Below are 24,757 nucleotides of genomic sequence, written 5' to 3'. Positions count from 1 at the left end.
ATTAGATTACCGGTAGCTGAATGTGAATAGCCGTGCCCCGTACAGGGGACTGCATGCGGCTCTTAATGGCGATTTGCCCACCGAGGGCTTCAACACGTTCTTGCATGCCGCGCAAACCAAAACCACTGGCAGAAGCCTGCATTAACGCCGCGACCGCAAACCCTTTGCCATCATCTTGGATCTGCACATGCACCCCCTCTTTTTTGAGCACAAAGTCAATATTCAACGTACTGGCCTGAGCGTATTTCACCACGTTATTCACCGCCTCCTGACATAAGCGGTACAGCGTCACACTCAAGGTATCGCTTAACGCCTCGGGCAACAGACCGTCACCTCGCCATGTGATCGTCGTCTGGATGCCGTGGCTTTCACACTCTAAGTCCCGAATCAATTGGGTGATCGCGGCTTCTAACCCCATATCATCCAGCGTTTTCGGGCGCAGCCGCGTCAGCAGGCCTTTGGTGGTGTCATAAATATTCAGCGATAAGGTTTCAATCGTATCAGCACAATGGATACCCATCGGTGGCGTATCTACCCGTTTGATGATGCTCGCTTGGGTGCGGATCGCCGTAATGTTCTGGCCGATCTCATCATGCAGCTCACGGGCGATTTCGCGGCGTACCGATTCCTCCGCCGTGATCAATTGGCGAGACAAACTGTGATTGCGCGAGAGTTGCTGTCGCAGCTGTTGATTGAGTTCACGCTGGCGCTGAATACCCATGCCGAGCAAAATACCCGTCAGGCTTTGCGCCGTCAGCGACAACAAGAGATCGGTGATCGCCAAATCACTGCCACTGCTGCGAGCGGCAATCAAGGCGATACTGTTAAACAAGGTGCCCATTAGAGCTCCCTGCCAACCATAGCGGAACGCCAGTAAAATAATGGGAATGGCCAAACAGAACGGGGCAAAGCGACGAAGCTCTTCCGGTAAGCCCAGTTGCAGCACAATGCTGCCCACCAAGACCACCACATACAGCAACACATGACGCACGCGCAAGGACACCGGACGAGAAACCAAATCAACCGTCAGTGGCACCCACGTTTGTTGGAATAGATAGCTCCACACCAAATAGCAACTTGGCACCAGCATCAGTCCACCCGTCACACTGACCAGCAAGACCATCAATCCGTGTGACAGTGCCGAGGCAAACCCGACAGGCATACCCATACCCAGTGCGCCCCCATGGGACCAATCATGCCACATCACCACCACATGCCCGTATAACGGCAACCCCGTGGCGACCGCCATGTTGAGTAATGACGTCACCATAATGACCGCCCCCATGACACTCAATCGGTGTAATTGGGTACCGCTGTAATGACGGTGCGCAAACCACAGTACAGGCACACTCAGAACACTGGCCAGCATGGCGATTTGCCAAATGGATTTCCCCACTTGGGATGCCAAGGCCAACAGCAATAACCACTCCGTGACGTATACGGCAGGCCAAAAACGCCTCGGGCAATGCAAGAGCACACCCAGTCGTAACGCAAAAGGGAAGAGGAAAACGGCTAACTCAGGATCGAGGGTGAAATAGGTCGCGATCACCCACAGGCAAAACCAACCACAGGCCAGCAGTAACCCGCCCACCAGCGATGTCACGGCAAGGTGCCGCATCACTTCACCCCAGTCGGAAAGTCTGATTGAAAATCGTTTTGAAAGTTCGTCTGAAAGTCGCGCTGAAAATGACGGGCCAATTCTACGTTGTTTTTAGCGCCTAGCTTATCCATAGCATGGGCACGGTGAACATGCACCGTTTTATGGCTCAAGCCCAAGGCACTTGCGACAGCTTTTACATCGAGACCGGTCGCCAGCATTTCACTGATTTGCCGTTCACGCTTGGTCAATTGAGACACCGATGGCTCAGTTTTCGCCGTTGAGGCCAATTTCAGGGCGATATCCGGCGTCAGGTAACAGCCTCCAGCCGCCGCCGTTCGTACCGCTTGCACCAACTCATCCGGACTGCAACGCTTGCTGAGGTAGCCACGCGCGCCCATTTCTAAGGCTTTTTCGACCATCCCGGCAGAGTCATGGACACTCAACATGATAGTGGCAAGCCCGTCGGGTAAATCCGCCAACAATGACAAACCGCTTTCATCCGGCATCGAGATATCAAGAATACACACCGATGCTTGGCTACCCGGTAAGCCCAGTCTCGCGGCTTTCGCCGAGCCAAACTCCCCCACGACCGTCATATCGTCTTCCAGTGTCAGTAATTGCGCAAAACCAGAGCGTACGATGATGTGGTCATCGACCAGTGCAACCTTGATCATTCTCCCTCCCCCGATCAATCAACAGCAAACAATAAGAATTAAAGCGCACAACAGCACGAAAAAAAGAGCAATAAACTACCTGCTCTCTTTCCCACAGACAAGCATGAAATATAATTAGTCAATAATGCACAGACTGAGTGGGTATCCAGCAAGCGGGCATAAAGCAGACATAAAAAAACTGCCCGTAGGCAGTTTTTTTAATGCGTCATCACGCTTTCACATCCGACTCACCAGCGTTGACCTCATTTCCGTTCCGTCACGCTGTCAGCGAAATCATGCAACGTTATGCCGTCTCAAGCGCCGCCGCTTCTTTCAGCAAGCGTTTTTCTCGGCGGATTTTCTTTTCTTCCGCAATCGCAACGAACAATAGCAGCACAATACAGACCGCCGCAGAGGTATCTAACGCCGCAAATGTCCCTTTCCAACCGGTCAATCCAAAGATAGGCGTACCATCGGCAATCATACCCAAGCCCAATTTGGCAAAGCTGTCACCAATCAGGTACGCAAAGGTCCCTTTAATACCATCTGCCACACTGATGGCTTTTTTCGGTACAAAACCTACAGCGGCCACGCCAATCAGCAACTGTGGACCAAACACCAAGAAGCCAAGCACGAACAACGATCCTAAGTACATGTACTCACTGGTCGCATGCTGGTAGAACTCCAAGCAAAAGATGATCAACACTAACGACACACACGCGACAATCGCACGGCGACCATTGGCTAAGTCAGACAAGTAACCCCACATCAGGGTGCCCACTAACGCGCCCACTTCAAACAGGGTGAAGCCCGAGATTGCCGTTTCTTTTGATAAACCCAACTCTTGGTAGGCATAAACCGTTGACCACTGATCAATACCGATACGCACGATGTACAAGAAGATATTAGCAAAACACAACAGCCAGATGATCTTGTTCTTCAATACGTATTCCATGAAGATCTGGCGCTTAGTCATCTGTGTTTCTTCTGCGATAGCATCTTCTTCGCTGATCGCTTCATCAAACAACTCTTCGGCTTTACCTAAGCCGTACGCTTCCGGTGAATCGCTACCAAAACGCAGACCAATGAAACCCACAACCAATGCAATGATCGACGGGAAGATAAACATGCCGATCACATGGCCATCAAACAGGTAGTTTGCACCGAATAACGCCACACCGGCCGCACCCGCACCACCGACGTTATGGGACATATTCCACAAGCCAAGGTAGGTGCCGCGCTTGTTACGTGGCGTCCATTTGGTAATGGTAGAATAGCTAGAAGGCCCACCGGTACTTTGGAAGAAACCGCTTAAACCGTAAAACGCGACCATCATGAATAAGCTGGCACTTGTGCCACCCATGCTGGCACTGAAACCCAGCATCGCCAAACCAGAAAGAATCAACATGAAAGGCAAAAATTGTTTGGTGTTCTTTCCGTCAGCGTAATAAGAAACGACCGTTTTACCGATCCCGTACGTGATCGAGAAACCCAGACCAATCAAACCCAGATCCGTCATCGACAACCCATAGGTTTCGATCATGTCATTTTGGGCAACGTTAAAGTTTTTACGGATCAAGTACATGGTCATATAGCCAATAAATACAACCAAATAAGATTGTAAGAAGGGCTTAAACCACATTTTACGGCGTTCTTCGACAGGCAGATCCAGCGTCGGTTTTCTTACCTGATCTAGCAGTTTTAACATGTGAAACCTCAGTCATCTCTTGACACAGTGAGCCGGAAACGGCTCTTCGCTGGTCATCATCTGGGTCAGCAGGTTCAATAAATGGGAATGATGAAGACCATTGGCGAGAGAGACTAAAGCAAGGTGAGGTGTCTGGCTTGAGAACCAGGCTTAGGAAAACTAGGAATAATTCCTAGATTGGGCGGGCTCAGTAGAAAAGCGTGAAAGTAATCACAAAAATCACACTATGTGTCTGCGTTCCATACGCAAGCGCGCCCTGCCCTCGAACAGGGCGCATTCTTCACAGACTCAGCACGAAATCCCCATTTGCTTGGCAAGGCGATACACATCGTAATTCCCACGTAAATCCAACCCCGTGTCACGGTTCTCATTGTTGTCAGAGAGCACTTTAAAGTTATCTTTGCTGGTGCGACTAAAATGCCCTTCATCAAGATAACGTTCTTGAATGATTGTCACCTTACCCCCGTAATGTTGTTGCCAGTACAGCAAGCCTGCACCGTGATCCCAGTGCAATTTCAACCGGCGTTGAAACTCTTCTTCACTGGGGCAGTTAGGGTGGAACGCCCAGCCTTGCCACATACTGCAGCCTTTATCGAAAATATCTTGGCTAGCACCACGTGTGATACACCCTGCTAATTCAAACAACTTCTCTTGCTTTGAAAACAGCTTTTGCATCCACTCAAAGCGGAGTTTTGTCAGGTTTGTCATGGCTATCTCACCATCGGGCAACGCTTTAAACAACGCAGAGAGTTTGGCCATTTTCTCGGGTTTAACGAGCAAGTCTGAATGGAAAAACGCCAGTCTCGGGGCAAATAAATGGATAAAATCGAGCGGGATGTGCATATAGAAAATAGGGAGATTTAAGCCTTGGTTGAAATCCACCAAAATGCTTTCTTTGAGGAGTTTTGTCGGTGGTTTGGCTCTGGGATCATAACCGACAATGGGCGTCCACCCCGCTTCAACGACCATCTTTTGCTGCACGTAGGCCCAATCTTCGTCAACGCTCCAGACCAGCCAAGGGTATTCCACCCCTTCCAGCGCCTTTTTCCACCCCGCTGCCGCTTGGTAAAAACACTCGGCCGTCGGCATATCATCGAACTGCATATTCAATGCCCGCAGTGCGCGCCAATTAGCATTACCCAAACGTTTCAGCAAACGATCTTGATCTGAAAACATGGTGCGAATGTTTTCATCTGCATTCACATCGTTGTTTTGATTGATAATATTATCTTTCATATACTGGGGAATAGGCATAATAAATCCTTTTATAGGTGGACAAAATAATTATAGTTAAAATTTTTTTATCTACCGCAAAACAACTTATTCCTGCGCACCAGAAAGAAAAAGGCACCACGGTGCCTGCGATAACAATGTGATAAATGATGTGATAATAAAAGCTTTCTTTACCGTGTTATCCGCAATTTGTATCAAGGTCTTTCGATAGTCTACAGTCTATTTAGGACGGAAAAAGGATGTGACCGATGCGTAAAATTGTTTGGGTATATTGGGAAAATATCAATCCAAAAGTGAAAGAACCGGCGTATATCACCTTGAGTCGCTGGACCATGCTCAACAACCTCAGTGACTGCATGGTCATTTTCGTCAACCCTGATAATATTGAGAAATATTTACCGGGGATCAATCAGTTAGTTGATGGTATTGAAGTGGAAGTCCGCGGTCGATTAGACCGATTCTGCCGCCAGTTTACGCCCTCTAATCGGAAAAACATTGCGGTAAAATGTGATGTAATTCGCTCACTGCTGCTTTACTATTACGGCGGTGTTTATCTTGATGCCGATGCGATTGTACTGAATGATTTTAATAAGTATTTTGACCTGTTAGAACAGCATCAATTCATCATCCCACAGCGTCAATCACATAATAAAGATCACATGAGTATCAGCTTTTATGGCAGCACAGCAAAAAGCAAGATCATTACGCTGTATACACAGGCGATAAAACAACGACTAAGTCAAAATAAAGAAGTGGCGTACAATGAATTAGGCGCGGGAATGCTCACGCCGATCGTAAAAGCCCATCAAGACGCCGCCTACATTTTCGATGAAAGCGAAACACAACCTATCACCTATGAAGATTCCGTTTCCAACTTCTTAAGTACAGACCTCAACCCCGACGATATTTTGCCTAAAGAGCAAATTATCTTCATGCTGTTCAATGACCCCTTTCAGGGTGAGATGAAAAATATCTTAATTCAGGATCTTTATCATTCCGATATGCTGATCAGCAAAATATTCCGCAAAGCCATTCCTGAAGATGCCTTCAATCATTTACTCCATGACAGCGGGTTGGCCGTGTCGACATAAGAAACCTATGCAGTAAAAACAGGGCCATACTGGGACCATAGAGACAAAAACAATCAAGCCCCGCGTTGTGCAGGGCTTGATAATCGCTGTTTAAAACAGCCATCACAGCTGTTACATCAGACTTAGTACAGTGGCATTTCGTCGGCAACGAAGGGGTTAGAGGCGCGCTCTTGACCAAACGTTGAAACCGGACCGTGACCCGGAATGAAAATCACCGCATTACCCAACGGCCACAGCTTACCTTTAATGGAATTGATCAGTGTCTGGTAGTCCCCTTGCGGGAAATCAGTACGACCCACGCCACCTTTAAACAGTACGTCACCCACAAATGCCACATTCGCGTCCGCGCTGTGCAATACCACGTGACCCGGTGTATGACCCGGCGTGTGCAGTACAGACAACGTCTGCTTACCTACGGTCACGGTATCGCCATCATTCAGCCATTCCGTCGGCTCAAAGGCTTCTGTCATTGGGAAACCAAACATTTCACTTTGACGAGGCAGACCCTGCAGCCAAAACGCATCGTCTTTATGCGGACCAATCACAGGAATAGAAAATTCTTTCGCTAATGGCGCGGTGCCACCCACGTGATCCAAATGACCATGGGTTAAGATCAGCTTGGTGAGTGTCAAACCCAGTTGCTGCACTTTTTCTTTCAGAAGATCGATATCACCGCCGGGATCGACCATCGCCGCTTCCATGGTTTCATCACACCAAATAAGGGAGCAGTTCTGCTGAAACGGGGTAACAGGGACAATTTCAAATTGGAGACTCATTCACTTTTCCTAAGATTGCAGTTCTGCTCGCAGGATACCACAGCCACAGGCGGAAAAGCCAAAACGACAGAAGCCAGCGTCCCCTGCAAATACAGACGACACCGGCTTGAATAGATGGGTGTTATTGTCACTTCACGCCGAGGATCGGGCTATGAATGGGTTTAGCCATTCCAACGACGAACCGGTCCGGTGTCGATATGAACAAAGCCACTGCGCGGGTAGTAACCGACCCCGCCCAAACGCAATTCCAATGCCGCATTACGGATACGAGACAAAGAAACGCCTTCCAAATTAAAGTCCATCGCCTGGCCTTTCATGTGGTAGCTTTTCTTTGCCACGCCACCGGTTTTGCGTAACGCTTGGTTGGTGGCGGGAGAGCGGTAGCCGGAAATGATCCGCACTTGCCCTTTGTGGCCTAGACCGGCCTGAATTTCGGTAATGGCATCAAATAAACGGCGATCGATCTTGGCCACTTCATTACGCCGAAAATCTCGGCATAGGTAGTTCATTTTTTGCAGTTCCGCTTTCAGGTACTGCTTGCCATCAAAATATTCCGTTTCCAAATCTTCATTGGTATGGATGTTACTCAATGAAATCTGACGCGGTGTGGCAGCACGGTACGGGCTCGCCAACGCCCAACTTGGCAGTAAACTCGCACCCAGCGTTAATCCGCCAGCAACCAAAATCTGGCGACGCTTGTAGTTAATTTCAGACATAGTTCAACAATAACCAATTCATCGCAATACGCGGACTTTCCCCTAACAAGCACAATGGCTTGTCCGCAAACGAACTCACGATAACGTTCAGTTATTGTTCAGTCAAACAATGAGAACCCCTCAAACTGTTGCTTATTTGGGCAAACCCCGCCTAATTATTGACTCGCAAGCATTTTATTCACTGTAAGAATATGTAAATAATTCTTTATTTTGCGACTGGGCTATAATTTTGTCATAGTCATACACATCCGCACGGTAATTCACCAACCCTTGGTTATCCACCCAAGCGGTCTGATAAATCAAATGCACCTTCACTTTATGCTGCAAGCCCACTGTCTTGGTTTTCGTACGCGATTTCAGCGCATTCACGCGTCGCTCTGGTACACCAGAATGATTCAGTAACACCATCGCCAACACGTCAGCCTGCTCGACACGCACACACCCCGAACTGAATGCCCGTGTTTCTTTGGCAAACAGGCGTTTTCCAGGGGTGTCATGCAAATAAATCGCTTCATCATTGGGCATGTTAAATTTGAAACGCCCTAACGCATTGCGGTTACCCGGCTTTTGGCGTAGGCGGTATGGAAAAGATTTCGCATTCACAATGCGCCAATCAATGGTGTGAATTGGGATTTGCTCTGAATTGTTCCAGCTGCGGATCACCGCAAAACCATTACGGTGTAAGTAACTGCGATCACGCTGGGCTTTCGGCAAGATATCCTTGCGCATGATGGACATCGGGACATTCCAGTACGGATTAAACACCACCGAGGCGACGTTTGTGCTCATCACCGGTGTGCGTCGGCTTGGGCGTCCGACAATCACTTTACTGTCTAAAACGTGCTGATTATCCAACCACAGGTTCATTTCATAATTGGGAATATTAACGATCAACATTGACGCCGAACTCTGCCACATACGCGTGCGCTGGGCATTAAGTGCCAATACGCGCATACGCGCCTGAGGCGAGAGCGACAACCACTGCCGGGTTTGTGGCCCAATCGCGCCGTCCGCTTTCAAACCGTGACGACGCTGAAAACTTTTCACCGCATTGGCTAAATCAATGTTGTAGGTGCGCACACCGGCTTTACGGATTTGGTCAGCTTCAAAGTCACGCAAATCCCCCAGATTTTCCAGTAAGGTGATCAGCGCATCGGGATCACGCAACCGTGTCCCTAACCGTATGATCCCACGCTGATAAAACGCTGGCCACCGTTGATTCGCCACTTGTTCGAGAGACTCAATGGCCAATAACAGTTGGGTATATTTTTCATCATCAGGCTGTAAACCTTCCACCCAATGGCGCAGTTGCTCTCGCTCTATCGCACTGTACAACCCCGCCATCGCAGATTCCGAAGGCAATGGCAAACGCGCATCCACCCCTTCCCCGAACAACCATTGTTTACCGTGTGTGGGCAACCCTTCAACGTAACTCATGTACGCAAACAAAGTGTCTGTTGCGAGCAAATCATACTGACGCCAATCATTGCTGTTTTTGTAACGCTGTAAGAGTGAATAACGTTGACTGAAATCACGGCTGACACTCGACAGCACCAACAAACGCAATTGTTGTTCAAACGCATTCGCCGTGAAGCTGTCTTGCCAAAGTGGTACAAACCCGACACCGTGATACAGTTCTGCTAATTGATCCACATAACGAATGGCAGAAATATCATTCGCGACTTCGTGGATCCACTGGCGGGCTTTTTTCTGTTGCAGTCGGGTTTCAGAAAACTGATCTTCCAACTCGGCACGGGTCGATAACGGTTGAACGGGGTCTAGCTCATTGGCCAAGGCGACCGATGAAACAGGGATGGCTAGTGCGGTGACTAGTACGGTGACTGAGATGAGGCCAATAGAACTGCGCGTGGTCATTGCCAACTGACTCCTCATTGCCATTATTATCATTATGGCAAATTCGATGAATAACGGACTAACTTTAGCCGTCTCTATCAGTTGATTCTGTTTCAAATTTTAAATTCAGCGCGATCTATCACCAAGTCACGCACCAAAAATGAGACGCGGGCTGAGAAGCCACTGCCCACTCGTTCGCCAACTAAATAATATTCCAGTGGTTATCCCACATCACGGGGCTGTATATCACTTGCGATGAGCCCGCAACGGCCGTCGTCACTATTTTTCCACTGCCGCTACTCAGCCACCATTGCCCTTGCTTGGCACTCACGCCTGCCACGTCGGACAAGGGGTGCAGTTCCACCAAGGTGCCGGTTTCAATATGCCAAATACCGTAACAATTCCCCCTTGGCGAGGTGGCTAACACATAGCCATCGTGACAAGCCACACTGGCAATATAGTGCTGAAACCGTTGCCACTGCGTCTCTTTTGCTTGCAAAGGACGAAGCGGTTTACCGCGCTGATGCACCGCAACCAAGGGCATTGTAACCAGTGGCGGCGTAATCAATGACGGCGTGACGGATTCGGCCTGACTCTCGTCTGCATTTTGCGCAAATGACGATGAATGATCATCACCACGGTATTGCTGCCCACACACCACTTGCCCGTGCACTGTCACGCTTAAATGGCGAATACTCCATCGGTGATCCGGTAACGTGACACGCTCTTCCACCACTCCCGTATGGCGATTCACATACACTAACGCCGGTTGCATGGTACGCAAGTTTAACGGGGTACGCCCTTGCGTATGCACGCCGCCTACCGCGATGGCCAACGTCTGTTCATCGGCCAGTATCACTTCATGCGGGCCGATACCGATTGACGCGTACTCTGCGTCTTTTTTCAGGCACGGCATACAAGATGACACTGAGAAATCAGGTTCAACACGGTATACCCCCATCACCCCCTCACTGGTGGCCGTCACGCCTTCAGTGGCATACAGCCATTGGCCATCCGGTGAAAACACGCCATGACCATAATAATGCCGTCCGCTGTCAGCCTCGTAACGCGCTCCTGCCTGCCCAGATCGCACATCCACCAGCTGAATAAACTGCCCCGGCCGACGAGCAAACACGGCTGCCAGCGTGCCGTTAGGGTGAATGGCCATGCCATGTCCACGCGCGGGCAGTGGAAATTGGTGACGGAGTTGGCCGCCGCTATCCGCGACAACAGCGGCAAAACGTCCCTCGCTATCGCGATCATCAGTATAACGACAGCAGCCGATCATGCGTGTCGCAGAAGCCTGTATTGCAGAAGCGGGGGACGAATGCGCCAAGGTCGAGGAGGGATCAGACACGGGCTGACTCTCGGACAAACAACCGGACAAACTCCCGAGCGACGCTAATGCCCCACTCCCTAATGCGCCTTTTAACAGTCGGCGTCGCGTCTGATCAGTCACCATCGGTCGCATTGAACCCCATCACAATGCCTAACGACGGCGCAACATCATCGTGCAGCGCCAGTTGAATGTATTCCAGACCGTTGTACAAATTCAGTAACTCGCGGTATCCCGCGCGGGTTTTCAGCATCACGGCCATTGACGGTTCTGCTGGCCAATCTGCCAGCAATGCTTCAAAGCGCAGCGCGATACGATCGGCAGTTTGTCCCTCACCCTGCTGACGCAACAAGGCGTCCAATCCCACTGGCGTCCCAACTTTTACATCAGAAACACCTGTGCTGCCTGCCCGTAAGGCCTGACCCAAATACCACTGCTGCAAGGCAAAAACACTCGCTTTCAAATGGCGCATCGACGTCCCCGAACGCCACGCTTCCGTCTGATAAGGCTTCGGGTAGCCGGGCTTACCCAGCGGCATGGTGAGTTTCTTGACCGTGCGATCCAGTTGGTTGTTCAGCGCACCGACATATTCCCCCAACACTCTCTTTTCAGGCAGATTTTGCCATGGATTGCTTTGCCATGTTGCCTGCAAAGCCTGACCCGTTTGTACCAGGTGCTGACTAATGGATGTCACTAACTGGCAACCGTTTGGCGTTTGCAATGCCTCTTGTTGGTCATACAGAAACCATTCCAGCGCCCCCAAGCCCTGCACCGCCACACTGGCCTGCGCCACATCCTCAACGTTCCCCGCTTTTCCTTTTTTCAGCCACTGCGTTAACTGTCTGCCCGTGGTGTTTTTCTTATCCGGCCAAAATTGAATGTGCCAACTGAGTGCCACGGCAGCTTCATCCCCTTTATCTCGCCCTTGCAAAGTCATCCAGGCAGTCATGGTGTCTTGCCAAATCTGTTGCATAGGTAAGATAGGGGCTTGCGTTTCGTTATCTGCGTCCCTTTGGCAATACGCCGTTACCGAATCGGCCAACCTCTGGCTGGCCTGTGCAAACGCCGATGCGCCCTGATAAGAGTGCTGCCACATCATCGTCGCCAACACCGAGTGTTCAGCAGGCGACGCTGATTGTGGCGAGGGGCGCGAAGCGGGCTCACACCCCGCTAGCAGCAAAGTGAGCCCAACACACGCCAATGCCCTGTTCTTAAAACGATAAGTCTTATTCTGAAAACCGTAAACTTTGTTCTGAAAACAATAAGCTTTGTTCTGAAAACAGTAAGCCTTGCGCTGAATAGCGTGAAGAAGACGGTGAAAACGCTGAAAAATAGACGCCACTATCATGCTCCCCTATAACGAATCAAGAAACGCCAACAGCGCATTACGATCAGCGGTGGACAGCCCCACCACCTTGTCACGGCTCGCTTGCGCTTCACCGCCGTGCCATAACACCGCCTCTAACACATTGCGCGCCCGTCCATCGTGCAACAAGAACGTATGCCCGTTCACTTCCTCGGTGTAGCCCAAGCCCCACAAGGGTGCCGTACGCCACTCGCGTCCATTGGCTAAAAACTCCGGTCGGTGATCCGCCAACCCTTCACCCATGTCATGCAATAGCAAATCGGTATAAGGATGAATGCGCTGCGCCGACAACGCTGGCAAGGCGGGATTGTCCGCCGTCATCAGGTTGGTTTGATGACAGCCTTGGCAGCCGATATCCGCAAACAAAGCTTCCCCTTGTTGCACTTGCGGGTCATCCACATTGCGTCGTGCAGGCACCGCTAAATGTCGCGCATAGAACTCCACAAAATCGAGCACATTGTCCGAGACTTCAGGTTTTCCGCCGTGAGGTAAATCGGTACAAATGCTCTGCGGCTCAGTGCAGTTTTCCGCCATAAATAACGCGCTGGTTAAGCCTAAGTCACCGTTGAATGCCGCCGCGTTTTGCTGCATCAATGTCGGCTGTCCCGCCTTCCAACCAAACCGCCCTACGGCTAACGCTTGCTGTTTCACATCCCACACTTGATTGACTTTACCGCTGATCCCTTTCCCTTCGGCTTGCTGAGTTTTGGCCAAGGCAAACAAGGTGGATTCTGGGATCTGCTCTAACAGACCAAGGCCAATCATCGGCGGTGCGATACGTGCAGAGGTTTGAATGTCTGGATGCAGATCGCCGTAGTTAAGATCGCTGATCATTAACGTCGGCTTACGCAAGGTGACAATATGACCATCCGCCAAAGTAACAGGCACTGGGGCATACGCCACGCTCACCTGTCCTTCTGGCTTGGCTGTCGGTAAGGCGAAATCTTGTAGCTGGCCGCCATAGATAGGATCGGGGATCACGCCACTGGTGATCACTTGCTGTTTTTGCGCCTCGGTCATCGCCGGAATACTCAAGCGCACCAACATCGACACCGCATTAGTATCACCCGCTTGTGGCGGATGCCCGCGCCCGTCTTTAATGTGGCAGTTTTGGCATCCATTGGTATTAAACAGCGGACCGAGGCCATCTCTGGCATCCGTCGTCGCGGGGGCCTGTACCCATGGATTACGAAAGAAACTGTTACCCACACTGAAATCTAACCGTTTAGACAAAGGCAAATTGGCCGCTGGCAGTGAAAAGGCATTGGGGCCCGATTTACGTACCGTGGTATCACCGCCGGATTTCAGTTGGGCGACATCAATCGCCGTTTTGGTAACAACAGATGGAGTCTTGGTAACAGCTGGCGACATTGTAGAAAGGTTGTCAGAGGCAGAAGATGTCGCCGTCGCGAGGATCAGGCTGACAGAAAGGACAACACGCGGTAGGGAGAAGATCATTGCTCAAACTCTTTTATGTGACGGTCTTTGTACTGACCGCAGATATAGCAGGGGTGACAGGTGAAATAACGTTGTGATCGTTGATTCACGGATGTGACGGATGAGGTATCGCCAACAACAAGGGGCTCACACTGGAGCCCCTTGGGAGGAAGTATCACCGATTAAAACTGGTGATCCGCCGTATCTGGGTTTAAGTTACTCACCCCCAGCACACTGGCAGCTTGTTCAATGCCTTCCGTCTGTTTCACCAACGCCATGATCGACGCATTCACTAATTGATGACCCGCCTTATTGCCCGATGCAATCAGCTGATCAAATGATTGATTTTTTTCTTCTGCAGATTCAACCAAGGTATACACTTGCTGACGTGCGCGCTCTACATCGGCTTGAATTGATGCGGCCGCGGCTTTATCTTTTTTCGCGACTAAGTCATGCAGGCTTGGGCCTTTCACCGTTTTACCTTCCACGGTTTGATAGGTACCGGTGTACACGTTGACGATCCCTTGTTCATTGTAATAGTGCGAGAAATGGGTGTTATCAGAGAAACAATCATGCTCGTCTTCTGTTGAGTTGGCTTCTAAGGCCACCTTCATGCGCTCACCCGCCAATTCCCCCAGCGATAAAGAACCCATACCAAACAACATTTTACGTAAGCCATTCTCGGCAGAATCCGCCAGAAGTTCAGCACGGTAATTGCCTTTCTCGCTGGACGACCACTGCTGTTCCATCCACGTCAGATCTTGTTGTAACAACGCGGACGCGGCTTTGAGGTAATCATTACGGCGGTCACAGTTGCCATTGGTACACGCTTTTCCCTCTGCAAAATCGGTATACTGACGTTCACCGGCCCCTTTGTTTGTGCCGTTCAAATCTTGGCCCCACAGCAAAAATTCAATCGCATGGTAACCGGTCGCTACGTTGGCTTCAGAACCACCGATTTCATTCAAATCAGCCAGTAAATCAGGGGTGATCTTGGCAACATCCACCGTTTTATTACCGACCTGAAGAGCACGATTAGCAATGATATTCGCGGTAGCCCCTTCGTTGCCCAATTCGTACTGATAATCTTCAGCGACATAATCAATCAAGCCTTCATCCAGCGGCCAGGCATTCAATTGCCCTTCCCAATCATCGACAATCGCATTCCCGAAGCGGAACACTTCGGATTGTTGATAAGGTACACGGGCTTGTTTCCATGCTTGTCGGGCTTGTTGTAGCGTCTTCTCGGAGGGCGCAGCAATCAACGCATCAATGGCGCGATCAAGGGTCAGGGCGGTCGTCAGTGCGTCGCTGTAAACGTGGTGGGCAATATCAGCATAGTGTTCAACAACGGCTGACGGTGTCACGGGGGCATCAGCGGCATAACCCACTGCCGGTACCGTGAATAAAGCCGCCATAATAAGATTGCGAGAAAAAGGGAGGTTCATTATTGGGTCATCCATGTCAAAGCGGGATTAAAATGATTATCAACAGCAACATGTCCGACATTCCTGTATGGTGAATCGTGAGCATACGACACACCACTACCGAGCATGATATTAATACTGAGAATCATTTGCATTATCAAATGATAACCAAACCATTAACCATCTGCAAACACCCTTTTACCATTTACCGCGATAAAACGGGCCATTATTAACAAACGTTGCCCCCTCGTCCCCTTGTGTGAATGCCTTGTGGGATAAGGCAAGATTATGAAAACAAAGGCTTCCAACTTGAGGCAGATTACGGTACTTTCGCCCAGCACTATTGAGGAGAATTTTATGGATAAGCACGAAGAAGTCTTGATTGCCCTTCGTCAGATCATTCGAGCCATCGACCTGCATTCACGCAAGTTGAATAAATTAGCGGGATTAACAGGGCCACAACTGGTCTTGATGCGTGCTATCCGTGATTCTGGTGATGAAGTGACCATTCGTCAGCTGTCAAACAACACCAACATGAGTCAAGCGACCGCGACCACCATTTTGGATCGCTTAGAAAAACGTGGCTTAGTGAAGCGTGAGCGCAGCACACTGGATAAACGTAAAGTGCACGCTCACCTTACCGAAGCGGGCCAAGATACCCTGTCGAAAGCGCCCCCTCCCCTACAAGAAGATTTCGTTGCTCGCTTTCATCAATTGGAAGAATGGGAACAGTCCTTACTGCTTTCATCCGTTCAACGTATTTCCACCATGATGAACGCTGAACATTTGGATGTGGCGGCGATGCTGGAAGTCGGCAGTATTACCCAGCCAGAAAACGAATAAATAGACGGTACAACGGTGCTTCTCGAAGGGATTGAAACATTGCTGGTGCTGGCCCAAGAAGGCACCATGAGTAAAGCGGGAAGCCGTTTGTATCTGAGCCAAAGTGCCGTCAGTAAGCGAATCGCGAAACTGGAAAAGCGGTTAGGCAAAAAGCTCATTGAGCCTCAAGGTCGGCGGATCAAACTCACCGCCGATGCGCAGCAACTCATTGCGGCAGTCGGCCCCAGCATGAATGAAATCAAAGGGCTGATCTTTGATCAACTGCCTGCCAGCGATCATTCTCTGATCCAAATTGCCAGTTCTGAAACCTTGGTGGCGGGGTATCTCGGCGACTGCATGGGACGTTATTTTCAGCATGATCCCTACGTCCGTATTTCAACCCACCATACCCCAGTGATTGTGGAAAAAGTACAAGCCGGCGATGCCACATTGGGCTTTTGTGCTGGTCACTTACCCCCACAGCACGGCCTCACCACACAGCATTTATTCAATGAGCCGTTTGTGGTGATAAGCCAAATGCCATTAACGCAGTTGCCTGCCGCGCTGTTAGTGAATGACTTTAAAAATCCCGCTAACGCGAATCAAGCCAGTACACTGCAAGAAGCGGGCATCATGCCATTAATGGAAATGGATTCTTATACCGCCGCCGCACAATTAGCGCTGGGTGGCGTTGCGCCAGCCTTGGTGCCCATTTCCATCGTCAAAACCTTACAAATAGCCCCAGTGCACTGTCATCAGTTTGCGGCACTCAACACGCTCACTCGCCCGGTTCATTTGTGTTACCGTCAGAGCAGCGCCCGCTCAGCACGCGTTAAAGCCCTTATTGAAACCATTGCGGATTCTGTTCCCACAGCAATTTAATCGCCATGATCATCGACACGATCACCACCATGGGCCGGATCAGTTTTCGCCCCTTGGTGATCACCACTTTCGCCCCCATTCGAGCCCCTAAAAAGCCACCGGCAGCCATCACCAAGCCGATCTCCCAAATGGGTAACCCTGCCGCAATAAAGAACAACAAAGCCGCGAAGTTTGAGGTGAAGTTCAACACCTTGGCTTTTGCCGTGGCTTCCACCAAGCCGCATTGTGCAATGGCCACAAAACACACGGTAAACAACGCACCCGCCCCTGGGCCAAAGAAACCGTCATAAAACCCAATGCCTGTGCCCACGGTTAACGCCAGCATATTGGCAGACATTTTAGGCTCGCCGCCACCTTGCCCTGCCTGAGGGGCAAACAAGAAATACATGGCGATACACACCAGTAAGATCGGAATCACATTGGTTAATACCCCGGCATCCATTCGCTGTACTAATTCGGCTCCCAATGCAGATCCCAAGAACGTCATCACAATGGCATTGCGCATTTCTTTCAGGCTCACTAACCCGTTACGCACGAAATACCATGACGCCGAAAAACTGCCAAACGATCCCTGTAACTTATTGGTGGCCAACGCTTGCGCCGGCGGCACGCCAACAGCCAATAGCGCGGGCACCGTGATCATGCCCCCACCGCCTGCAATCGCATCAATAAAACCAGCAATACCTGCCACTAAAAACAAAATGCCCAGAATGTCTAACGACAAGTCCATGATGTATCTCTTTAATTTAATTCACGGCTAGAAAGGCCATGACAGTATCACCGACGTTTCGGGACAAATAGCGAAACCTAAGACAGCAATCTATTCCCACTTGTCATCAACCATTTAAAAACAGTGTTCGATGTCTCACTTTTTCGCGATGCGTTTTTGATCAAACCGTTATCAATTCAGCGCAAAATACGAACAAAAAGCCAAATATTCACCCGCAACACCCCTGTGTCCGTGAACAACATCTCATTTCTCACTCCTTACCCATGCCGATTCGTTATCAGAAAGCGAAATTCGGCATTTAACAGATCAGAGCAGTTTCAGCACTATGACGACCATGAAGCAGTGAGTTGTACTTTATTTTTACACTTTGGCAGCACCACTCACCAATACGGATTTTTTCATTTTGTGTAGGACACGTTATGTTAGTAGCCATTGAGCTTATTGTTGTTTTAGGCTGTATCTACTGGGGACTTAAAATGGGCGGCTTGGGCGTAGGCCTGGCTGGCGGTTTAGGGTTAGCGATTTTGACTTTGGGGTTTGGCCTTGAGCCAAGCGCTCCAGCGATTGATGTGATTTTGATCATCATGTCAGTAGTAACCGCAGCGTCTACCATGCAAGCCGCGGGCGGTATGGACTGGTTGGTACACCATGCTGGTAATTTAATGCGTCGTAACCCACGTTACATCTGCTTCTTAGCACCGATGATCACGTGGCTGATGACTATCATGGCCGGTACGGGTTACACCGTATTCTCTACTTTGCCGGTTATTTCTGAAGTGGCTAAAGAGATTGGCGTTCGCCCATCACGCCCACTGTCGGCAGCGGTAGTGGCATCACAAGTCGCCATTTCGGGCTCACCGATTTCTGCGGCAATGGCAGCGATGATTTCCATCATGGAACCTATCGGTGTGAGTTTCCTTGAAATCATGGCGGTATGTTTACCGGCTTCTTTCCTTGCTGCAATGGTCGCGGCTTTCATTGCCTCACGCCAAGGCTGTGAACTGAAAGATGATCCAATTTACCTTGAACGTCTACAGCAAGAGCAAAAAGAGAAACAAGCTGAGAAAGCATTGTCCCTGAACTTTGACCCACGCGCTAAATACTCTGTGTTCCTGTTCTTGCTGGCCACCGTCGCGATTGTGATTTACGCCGCTTTCCCTGTGCTTCGCCCTGCATTTGAAGACGGCAGCATGATGTCAACGCGCGATATCATCATCGTGTCTATGTTTGCTGTTGCGTGTTTGATGGTTCCGTTTTGCAAGATCAATCCGGATGCCATTATCCGTACCTCAACGTTCCGTTCTGGCATGAGTTCCGTCGCGGTTATCTTGGGTATCGTGACAATGGGTTCCACCATGGTGAATGCCCACTTACCTGAAATCAAAGAGTTCGCAGGCACACTGTTGCAGTCATACCCAATGTTGTTGTCAGTGGTACTGTTCGGCACCTGTACTCTGCTACTGTCACAAGGGGCAACCACGCCACTGATCATTCCATTGGCATTGAGCCTGCAAGTACCACATTGGGCCATTCTGGCATCTTTCGTGGCGGTAACTGGTGTCTTCGTTCTGCCGACTTACCCAACCTCACTGGCAGCGATTGAATTCGATTCAACGGGTACCACACGCATGGGCAAAAACATCTTTGACCATCCGTTCTTACTGCCAGGTTTAGTGGGTGTCGTGGTCGCGACCTTGTTCGGCTTCATCATCGCACCGATGGTGGTATAAGCAGAAAATGCTTAGGCGCTAGAACCTAGAACCTAGAAACGATACATTCGGCACTCGCCACTAGGAACTAGGAACTAGGAACGAAACAATGAAGCAATCACCGTGCAGGTGGTTGCTTCTTCATTTCTTCACTCGCCAACTGCTGTAATGCCTGCCACACTTGCTCACCCGCTGGGTGCAAACGGGCTTGATAGCGGTATGCATAATACGCAATCGGTAATCGCAGGTGTGAATCACCAATAATGGCCACCTGACCACTTTTCAATTCCGCTTCTACCGAATAATCCGGCAACCACGCCACGCCGACACCTTGTAAGACCAGTTTTTTCAACAAATCCGTCATGGACGATAAAAACACCGCTTGCAGGTTCACCTGATCACGTACCGCTTCCACTTGGCGTCCCATGTAAGAACTTGGGCTATAAGCCAACCATGGCACACTGCCGTCATCAGTTAGCTGAAATTTCGGACGCCCTTCTGCATCACACACACACACCGGCAGCAATTCCGCTTGGCCAATAAGCAAGGATTGATACGGCGGTAAACGTAGCAAATCATCATCAAAGGCCAACAGCACGTCACACCCACCTTCTTGCAGTTCTTCAATCGCGTCATCAACGTCGATCGCTTCCACACTCAACAACGGTTGATGTTTCCCTGCCAATAACGCTGGCTGAATAGACGGCACAAGGCTACTGGCCAGAGAGTGTGCCGCCGCCACGCGCACAATGTTGCCCCCCAATTTGGAGAGATCAGACAACTGCCCGATACCGTCGATCATCTGGTTCATGAGGGTACGGGCGGTAATACGGAAAAGGCGGCCACTGGGGGTCAGCGCGACGGGGGTTTTACTGCGATCAATCAGCTCTGCGCCAACCATGTGTTCAAGGGCTTTAATCCGTCGACTAAACGCAGGTTGTGTCACATTGCGCATCTCAGCCGCTAAGGAAAAATTGCGCACTTCTGCCAGCGCCAGAAAATCCTCCAGCCATTTACTTTCTACGTTCATACACTACAAAGACACAGGAAAAAGAAAAAACGAGTATATACCTCGCATTGATCATCTCAGACAGATTTCAAGTTCGCGGGATCACAGTTTCATGCTTTGCCCATACAGATTCGGCATCGCCACCCCAACAACGGCATTTCTAAAGTTCCTTGCTGCCGCCTATAGTGGTGTTAACGGAAAATACTTTTAGGAACAATAAGATGAGAAAGAAACTCGGCATTCTTGGTGGTATGGGACCTTTGGCAACCGTGGAGTTTATGCAGAAAATTATTGCCCGTACACCGGCGCATAATGATCAACAGCATATCCCGATGTTGGTGAGCAATAACCCACAAATCCCAGACCGCACAGCGTTTCTGATCAGCGGCGGTGAAGACCCGTTTCCGGCACTTAAACAAGGCATGGAAGAGCTCGAAAATGCGGGGGCCGGCTGTATTGTGATGCCGTGCAATACTGCTCATTATTGGTACCCGCGTTTAAGCCAGCAGTGCAAAGTGCATACTATCAGTATTCTCGATAGCGTCGTACAAGAAGCCGTGGCACGTGGTTATAAGAAAGTCGGGATCATGGCGACGACCGCGACCATGCAAACACAAATGTATAAGTCCAAATTAGCCCAATACAACATTGAGGTCGTCGAACCGTCTGACATTCAGCAAGTCGCTGTAATGGAAGGTATTTACGCGGTTAAAGGCGGTAAGGTAGAAGCCGGTCAACAGGCGATGCTGCCGGTGTTTGAATCCTTATTGGCGCAAGGGGCTGAAGCCGTGATTTTAGGCTGTACCGAGATCCCTGTTGCACTGGCTGAACAAGCATACCACCAGCCACATTTGTGCCTCGATTCGTTAGATATTCTTGCCGATCAGTGTATTCAATGGGCCACGGAAGATGCCATTGAACTGGTCGCATAATAATAATGTAAGCGCTTAACTGACGCATTACGCAAACCTTTCCTGTCTTACCTTTCAGTCCTTTGTAAGGGGGCGATATTGTCTTATGAGGCCGGCCAACCCGCCTCAGCGAGACATATCGCTCTTTTTTTTGCCTGTCACTTTTCACTCCCGCTTTTCATCTTTGATTCACCGCATTGATTCACGCCATTGACTGCCGGCTAACGGCACCGGATGCCTTATTCACACTTCTGACAATATAAGCAAAACTAATAGTTTTCATCATTTTATCCTCTGTTATTCAATTACAGAGCCCACGCAATCTATCTGTTCTTGTCTTCCCATACAGTAATAGCCACGAACATAACGCTGTTGCTGCACACCTATTCCGTCACTAACACACGGTGCGGCCAGCCTTCGACCCTATTCCACGACTTTGTATTTGAACGATAAAAAAGCCAGATCCCGGAAAGGAAAATGGCAAGGAGAGAAACCATGATTTTACTGGAAACGTGTTTATTGCTTGGCGCCATTGTCCTGGCTGCCCGACTGGGCGGGATCGGGGTAGGTCTGGCAGGCGGTCTTGGCATGGCCATCGCCGTGTTTGTACTTGGCCTGCCACCGGGCGATATTCCCGTGTCGGTTATCCTGATCATTATGTCGGTGATCTTGGCGCTCTCTGTGATGCAACAGGCGGGCGGCATGAGTTACATGGTGAACTGTGCAGAGAAAATGCTGCGTAATCACCCGAAACACATCAACATTTTGGCGCCGGCCACCACGTTCATTTTGACCACCTTAGCGGGTACCGGCTACACCGCCATGTCTGTGCTGAACGTGATTCAGCAAGTGGCGAAAGAAAACGGTGTACGCCCGAGCCAGCCACTGAGTTCAGCCGTGGTCGCATCACAAATTGCCATCACGGCGTCCCCTATCTCAGCCGCCACGGCAGCGATGTATGTGGTGGTTGAGCAAATGGGCGTCACGTTCGGTGCTGCACTGAGCGTCATCATGCCGGCTGCGGTTTTTGGTACGGTGGTCGCATCGTTTATTGCCAGCCGCCAAGGCTGTGATTTGAAAGATGATCCTATTTTTCAAGAACGCGTAAAGAAAGGCTTGGTGAATTTCACCCCTGAAGAACAAAAGAAAAAGGAACCGTCACTGGCGGCCAAACGTTCTGTCTGGCTATTCCTGGCGGGCGTAGTTTTCATCGTAACACTTCTGCTGTTCAAACCGGTGATCGGTCATACGTTGGGGTCACGCGATATCATCGTCATCGTGATGTTACTGACGGGCTTCGTTACGGCCATGGTCTGTAAAGTGGAACTGACGTCCATCAAGAAAGCGCCGATCTTCGCCGATGGTGCAGAAAGCTTGGTGGTCATTTTGGGGATCGTTTGGTTAAGCTCCACCATTATTGGTGTGCATATTCCAGAGATTAAAATGTTGGCGGGCGATCTGCTCAGCGAGTACCCCGCACTGCTAGCCGTCGTGTTCTTCGGTACGTCAGCCTTGCTGTTTAGCCAAGGGGCGACCAGTGCTCTGCTCGTACCAATTGCCGCCTCGCTCAATGTGGATCCCGCGACGATTTTGGCCAGCTTTGTGGCCGTCAGTGCGCTGTACATGACCAACATCTACCCAACCACGGCGTTTGCTATCGCGACCGATGACACAGGCTCCTTCCTCAGCAAAAAGTGGAATGGCTCGTATATCGTGAACCACCCGTTCTTCTTACCGGGCATGATCGGCATTGTCGCCGCCGTACCGTTTGGTTTTGTTATTGCCAATCTCGTGCTGTAAATCTTGTACTGTAAATCAAGTGCAACAAAGCACGCTCAACGCAGCATAAATAATTAGCATAACTAATAGGCACTCGTTTGAATAAGCGGGTGCCTAATGGTTTTCTCTTTTACCACTCAGCCTATACCGTTTTACACCCATGCCGATTGCACATAGCTCACGAGATCAGCCCACCACACCGCACCATTATTCACCCAAAAATGCTTATCCAACCAATGTGGGTTCTGATCTAGCATCAACTTGACGGCCATGGTCATCGACACCAACACCACCATTGGGCGAATGAATTGACGTCCTCGCGTCACCACGACTTTAGCGCCCATCCGTGCGCCTAAAAATCCCCCAACCGCCATCGCCAAACCGACCTCCCAAATAGGCAATCCCGCGATAATGAACAGTAACAAGGCTGCTAAGTTAGACGTGAAGTTCAAAACCTTGGTCCGTGCGGTCGCTTCAACAATCCCCAGCTGTGCAATCAGCACAAAACAAACCGTAAACAACGAACCGGTTCCCGGGCCAAAAAATCCATCATAAAACCCCACGCCCATACCGACAGTTAAGGCAAATCCCCACTCGGATAATTTTGGCTCACCGCCCGCCGTCGTGGTTGACGGCACAAGCAAGAAGTACAACGCGATGGCAAAAAGCAACACGGGAATAAGGTTGGTTAATACGCTGGCGTCCATCACCTGTACCAGACCCGCTCCCATTAATGAGCCCGCAAAAGTACACGCAATCGCAATACGCATCGTTTTCAGCTGAACGAGCCCATTACGGACAAAATATAACGCCGCAGAAAAGCTGCCGAACGTGCTTTGCAGTTTGTTGGTGGCTAGTGTTTGTGCTGGGGGGATCCCTGCGGCCAATAATGCCGGTACGGTGAGCATGCCGCCACCGCCCGCAATGGCATCAATAAACCCTGCAACACTCGCAACGAGAAACAGCGATCCTATAATTTCCCAAGACAATTCCATACCCATACCCACAATAGACCCACCAACGGTCTCAGCCCTTCCCTGCGTTAACAGATGGGCATAAAGCAACGTCACGTTAGTGATAGCGACAAAAAGCGCTTAGGATACGGATAGAACATAAAATGAAAATAAAAAGATGCGTAGAAAAGCGTTTATACGCTCAAGCGCGGAATAAACGCACAATATGAGGCTAAGCATCATGTCACGGTTGATTACGGCATGTCTCGGCAAGCAAGGAAAACTGCACCATCAAATAACGCACGAGTAAATTATCCAGCCCTTGTACGTCCAAGGCCTTTTGCATACATGCCAGCCACGCCTGTTTTTCTGCCAAGCCAAACGCCAAGCGGGACCAATCTTCTGGTACGAAAGCACGTAGTTCGCCGTTCAAATCAGGCGCACTGCTATGGTGTTTCCCCGCCAGCCACACCCCAAGAAAAGCGGCCAACTTATGTTGGGCGTCATGGGTATCTTCATCGTATAACGCACGAATGTGCTTGGCTTCCGGTAAGGTGTCCATCGCGTGATAAAAGCCTTTTGCCAAGGTGGTAATGCCCTGTTGCCCGCCCATTTCCTGAAGCAATATCTCTCCCCGCTCAAAAGAAGGAATAGGACGGTGAATAATGGAAGAAATATCGCGTGAATCATGATTCATAATAATCGCATTATCCTCTTTTTATTTACAGAAAGTATAACCACCCCATGATCATTATTTATCACACC

General features: G+C 50.0%; 20 protein-coding genes and 1 pseudogene. 6 read left to right on the top strand and 15 right to left on the bottom strand.

What is annotated here, in order from left to right:
* Position 1: 1 nt before the first annotated feature.
* The 4 genes from uhpB to ACSF8W_RS05430 all read right to left on the bottom strand — a co-directional run bounded on the left by uhpB (position 2) and on the right by ACSF8W_RS05430 (position 5,215).
* Positions 2 to 1,618, bottom strand: coding sequence for a signal transduction histidine-protein kinase/phosphatase UhpB (gene uhpB / locus ACSF8W_RS05445; RefSeq protein ID WP_500845723.1), 1,617 nt, complete (start codon positions 1,616 to 1,618; stop codon positions 2 to 4).
* Positions 1,618 to 2,274 carry a response regulator transcription factor UhpA gene (gene uhpA / locus ACSF8W_RS05440; protein ID WP_500845721.1) on the bottom strand — a complete coding sequence of 219 codons (657 nt, stop codon included), beginning with the start codon at positions 2,272 to 2,274 and terminating at the stop codon, positions 1,618 to 1,620. Before uhpA ends, uhpB begins: the two co-directional genes overlap by 1 nt.
* Before the next feature lie 283 nt (positions 2,275 to 2,557).
* Positions 2,558 to 3,961 (bottom strand): hexose-6-phosphate:phosphate antiporter UhpT, encoded by a 1,404-nt coding sequence (gene uhpT, locus ACSF8W_RS05435; RefSeq protein WP_500845719.1) that lies wholly within the window; start codon positions 3,959 to 3,961, stop codon positions 2,558 to 2,560.
* 288 nt (positions 3,962 to 4,249) lie between these two features.
* A complete protein-coding gene (locus ACSF8W_RS05430; RefSeq protein ID WP_500845717.1) occupies positions 4,250 to 5,215 on the bottom strand; it encodes a hypothetical protein in 966 nt (321 codons plus the stop codon).
* Positions 5,216 to 5,442: 227 nt separating this feature from the next.
* Here ACSF8W_RS05430 and ACSF8W_RS05425 point away from each other — a divergent pair, with 227 nt between their 5' ends.
* The gene (locus tag ACSF8W_RS05425) at positions 5,443 to 6,285 is read left to right on the top strand and encodes a glycosyltransferase (protein ID WP_500845716.1); all 843 of its coding nucleotides are present in this window, start codon (positions 5,443 to 5,445) and stop codon (positions 6,283 to 6,285) included.
* A 122-nt stretch (positions 6,286 to 6,407) separates the two neighbouring features.
* Here the strand turns inward: ACSF8W_RS05425 and ACSF8W_RS05420 are convergent, their stop codons facing one another.
* From ACSF8W_RS05420 to ACSF8W_RS05390, 7 genes are all read right to left on the bottom strand, one after another.
* Positions 6,408 to 7,061: an MBL fold metallo-hydrolase gene (locus ACSF8W_RS05420; protein WP_500845714.1), complete on the bottom strand. Its 654-nt coding sequence runs from the start codon at positions 7,059 to 7,061 to the stop codon at positions 6,408 to 6,410.
* Positions 7,062 to 7,222: 161 nt separating this feature from the next.
* On the bottom strand, positions 7,223 to 7,777 hold the full coding sequence (gene mepK, locus ACSF8W_RS05415; protein WP_500845713.1) for a peptidoglycan L,D-endopeptidase MepK: 555 nt from the start codon (positions 7,775 to 7,777) through the stop codon (positions 7,223 to 7,225).
* Between the two features lie 174 nt (positions 7,778 to 7,951).
* Positions 7,952 to 9,652: a L,D-transpeptidase family protein gene (locus ACSF8W_RS05410; protein ID WP_500845711.1), complete on the bottom strand. Its 1,701-nt coding sequence runs from the start codon at positions 9,650 to 9,652 to the stop codon at positions 7,952 to 7,954.
* Between the two features lie 181 nt (positions 9,653 to 9,833).
* Positions 9,834 to 11,102: a DUF1513 domain-containing protein gene (locus tag ACSF8W_RS05405; RefSeq protein ID WP_500845709.1), complete on the bottom strand. Its 1,269-nt coding sequence runs from the start codon at positions 11,100 to 11,102 to the stop codon at positions 9,834 to 9,836.
* On the bottom strand, positions 11,083 to 12,168 hold the full coding sequence (locus ACSF8W_RS05400; protein ID WP_500845708.1) for an imelysin family protein: 1,086 nt from the start codon (positions 12,166 to 12,168) through the stop codon (positions 11,083 to 11,085). The genes ACSF8W_RS05405 and ACSF8W_RS05400 overlap by 20 nt, the downstream gene beginning before the upstream one ends.
* 153 nt (positions 12,169 to 12,321) lie before the next feature.
* Positions 12,322 to 13,704: a di-heme oxidoreductase family protein gene (locus tag ACSF8W_RS05395; RefSeq protein WP_500845930.1), complete on the bottom strand. Its 1,383-nt coding sequence runs from the start codon at positions 13,702 to 13,704 to the stop codon at positions 12,322 to 12,324.
* A gap of 248 nt (positions 13,705 to 13,952) precedes the next feature.
* On the bottom strand, positions 13,953 to 15,218 hold the full coding sequence (locus ACSF8W_RS05390; RefSeq protein ID WP_500845706.1) for an imelysin family protein: 1,266 nt from the start codon (positions 15,216 to 15,218) through the stop codon (positions 13,953 to 13,955).
* Positions 15,219 to 15,554: 336 nt separating this feature from the next.
* Between ACSF8W_RS05390 and ACSF8W_RS05385 the strand changes: the two genes are divergently transcribed.
* A complete protein-coding gene (locus ACSF8W_RS05385) occupies positions 15,555 to 16,040 on the top strand; it encodes a MarR family winged helix-turn-helix transcriptional regulator (RefSeq protein ID WP_500845704.1) in 486 nt (161 codons plus the stop codon).
* Between the two features lie 15 nt (positions 16,041 to 16,055).
* Positions 16,056 to 16,901, top strand: a complete 846-nt coding sequence (locus tag ACSF8W_RS05380; protein WP_500845702.1) for a LysR family transcriptional regulator — start codon at positions 16,056 to 16,058, stop codon at positions 16,899 to 16,901.
* Here ACSF8W_RS05380 and ACSF8W_RS05375 read toward each other — a convergent pair.
* Positions 16,861 to 17,631 (bottom strand): TSUP family transporter, encoded by a 771-nt coding sequence (locus ACSF8W_RS05375; protein WP_500845700.1) that lies wholly within the window; start codon positions 17,629 to 17,631, stop codon positions 16,861 to 16,863. The two genes, ACSF8W_RS05380 and ACSF8W_RS05375, sit on opposite strands and share 41 nt — an antisense overlap.
* Positions 17,632 to 18,050: 419 nt before the next feature.
* Between ACSF8W_RS05375 and ACSF8W_RS05370 the strand changes: the two genes are divergently transcribed.
* Positions 18,051 to 19,361 carry an anaerobic C4-dicarboxylate transporter gene (locus tag ACSF8W_RS05370; protein ID WP_500845698.1) on the top strand — a complete coding sequence of 437 codons (1,311 nt, stop codon included), beginning with the start codon at positions 18,051 to 18,053 and terminating at the stop codon, positions 19,359 to 19,361.
* Between the two features lie 97 nt (positions 19,362 to 19,458).
* On the opposite strand, the gene ACSF8W_RS05365 is transcribed toward ACSF8W_RS05370, so the two are convergent.
* Positions 19,459 to 20,370, bottom strand: a complete 912-nt coding sequence (locus ACSF8W_RS05365; protein ID WP_500845697.1) for a LysR substrate-binding domain-containing protein — start codon at positions 20,368 to 20,370, stop codon at positions 19,459 to 19,461.
* Between the two features lie 200 nt (positions 20,371 to 20,570).
* Between ACSF8W_RS05365 and cuyB the strand changes: the two genes are divergently transcribed.
* Together cuyB and ACSF8W_RS05355 are read left to right on the top strand one after the other, a co-directional pair.
* A complete protein-coding gene (cuyB, locus tag ACSF8W_RS05360) occupies positions 20,571 to 21,281 on the top strand; it encodes a cysteate racemase (RefSeq protein WP_500845695.1) in 711 nt (236 codons plus the stop codon).
* Between the two features lie 474 nt (positions 21,282 to 21,755).
* Entirely contained in the window at positions 21,756 to 23,060 is a 1,305-nt protein-coding gene (locus ACSF8W_RS05355; RefSeq protein ID WP_500845694.1) for an anaerobic C4-dicarboxylate transporter, read from the top strand.
* Between the two features lie 221 nt (positions 23,061 to 23,281).
* Here ACSF8W_RS05355 and ACSF8W_RS05350 read toward each other — a convergent pair.
* Both ACSF8W_RS05350 and ACSF8W_RS05345 read right to left on the bottom strand, forming a co-directional pair.
* A pseudogene (locus tag ACSF8W_RS05350) lies at positions 23,282 to 24,034 on the bottom strand (TSUP family transporter); the annotation flags it as partial.
* A gap of 202 nt (positions 24,035 to 24,236) precedes the next feature.
* On the bottom strand, positions 24,237 to 24,689 hold the full coding sequence (locus ACSF8W_RS05345; RefSeq protein WP_500845693.1) for a globin domain-containing protein: 453 nt from the start codon (positions 24,687 to 24,689) through the stop codon (positions 24,237 to 24,239).
* Positions 24,690 to 24,757 lie beyond the last annotated feature (68 nt).

This window comes from Photobacterium sp. 270122K, assembly GCF_059941365.1.
Note: the sequence above shows the minus strand (reverse complement) of the source record. Positions and strands in the feature narration are given on the sequence as shown.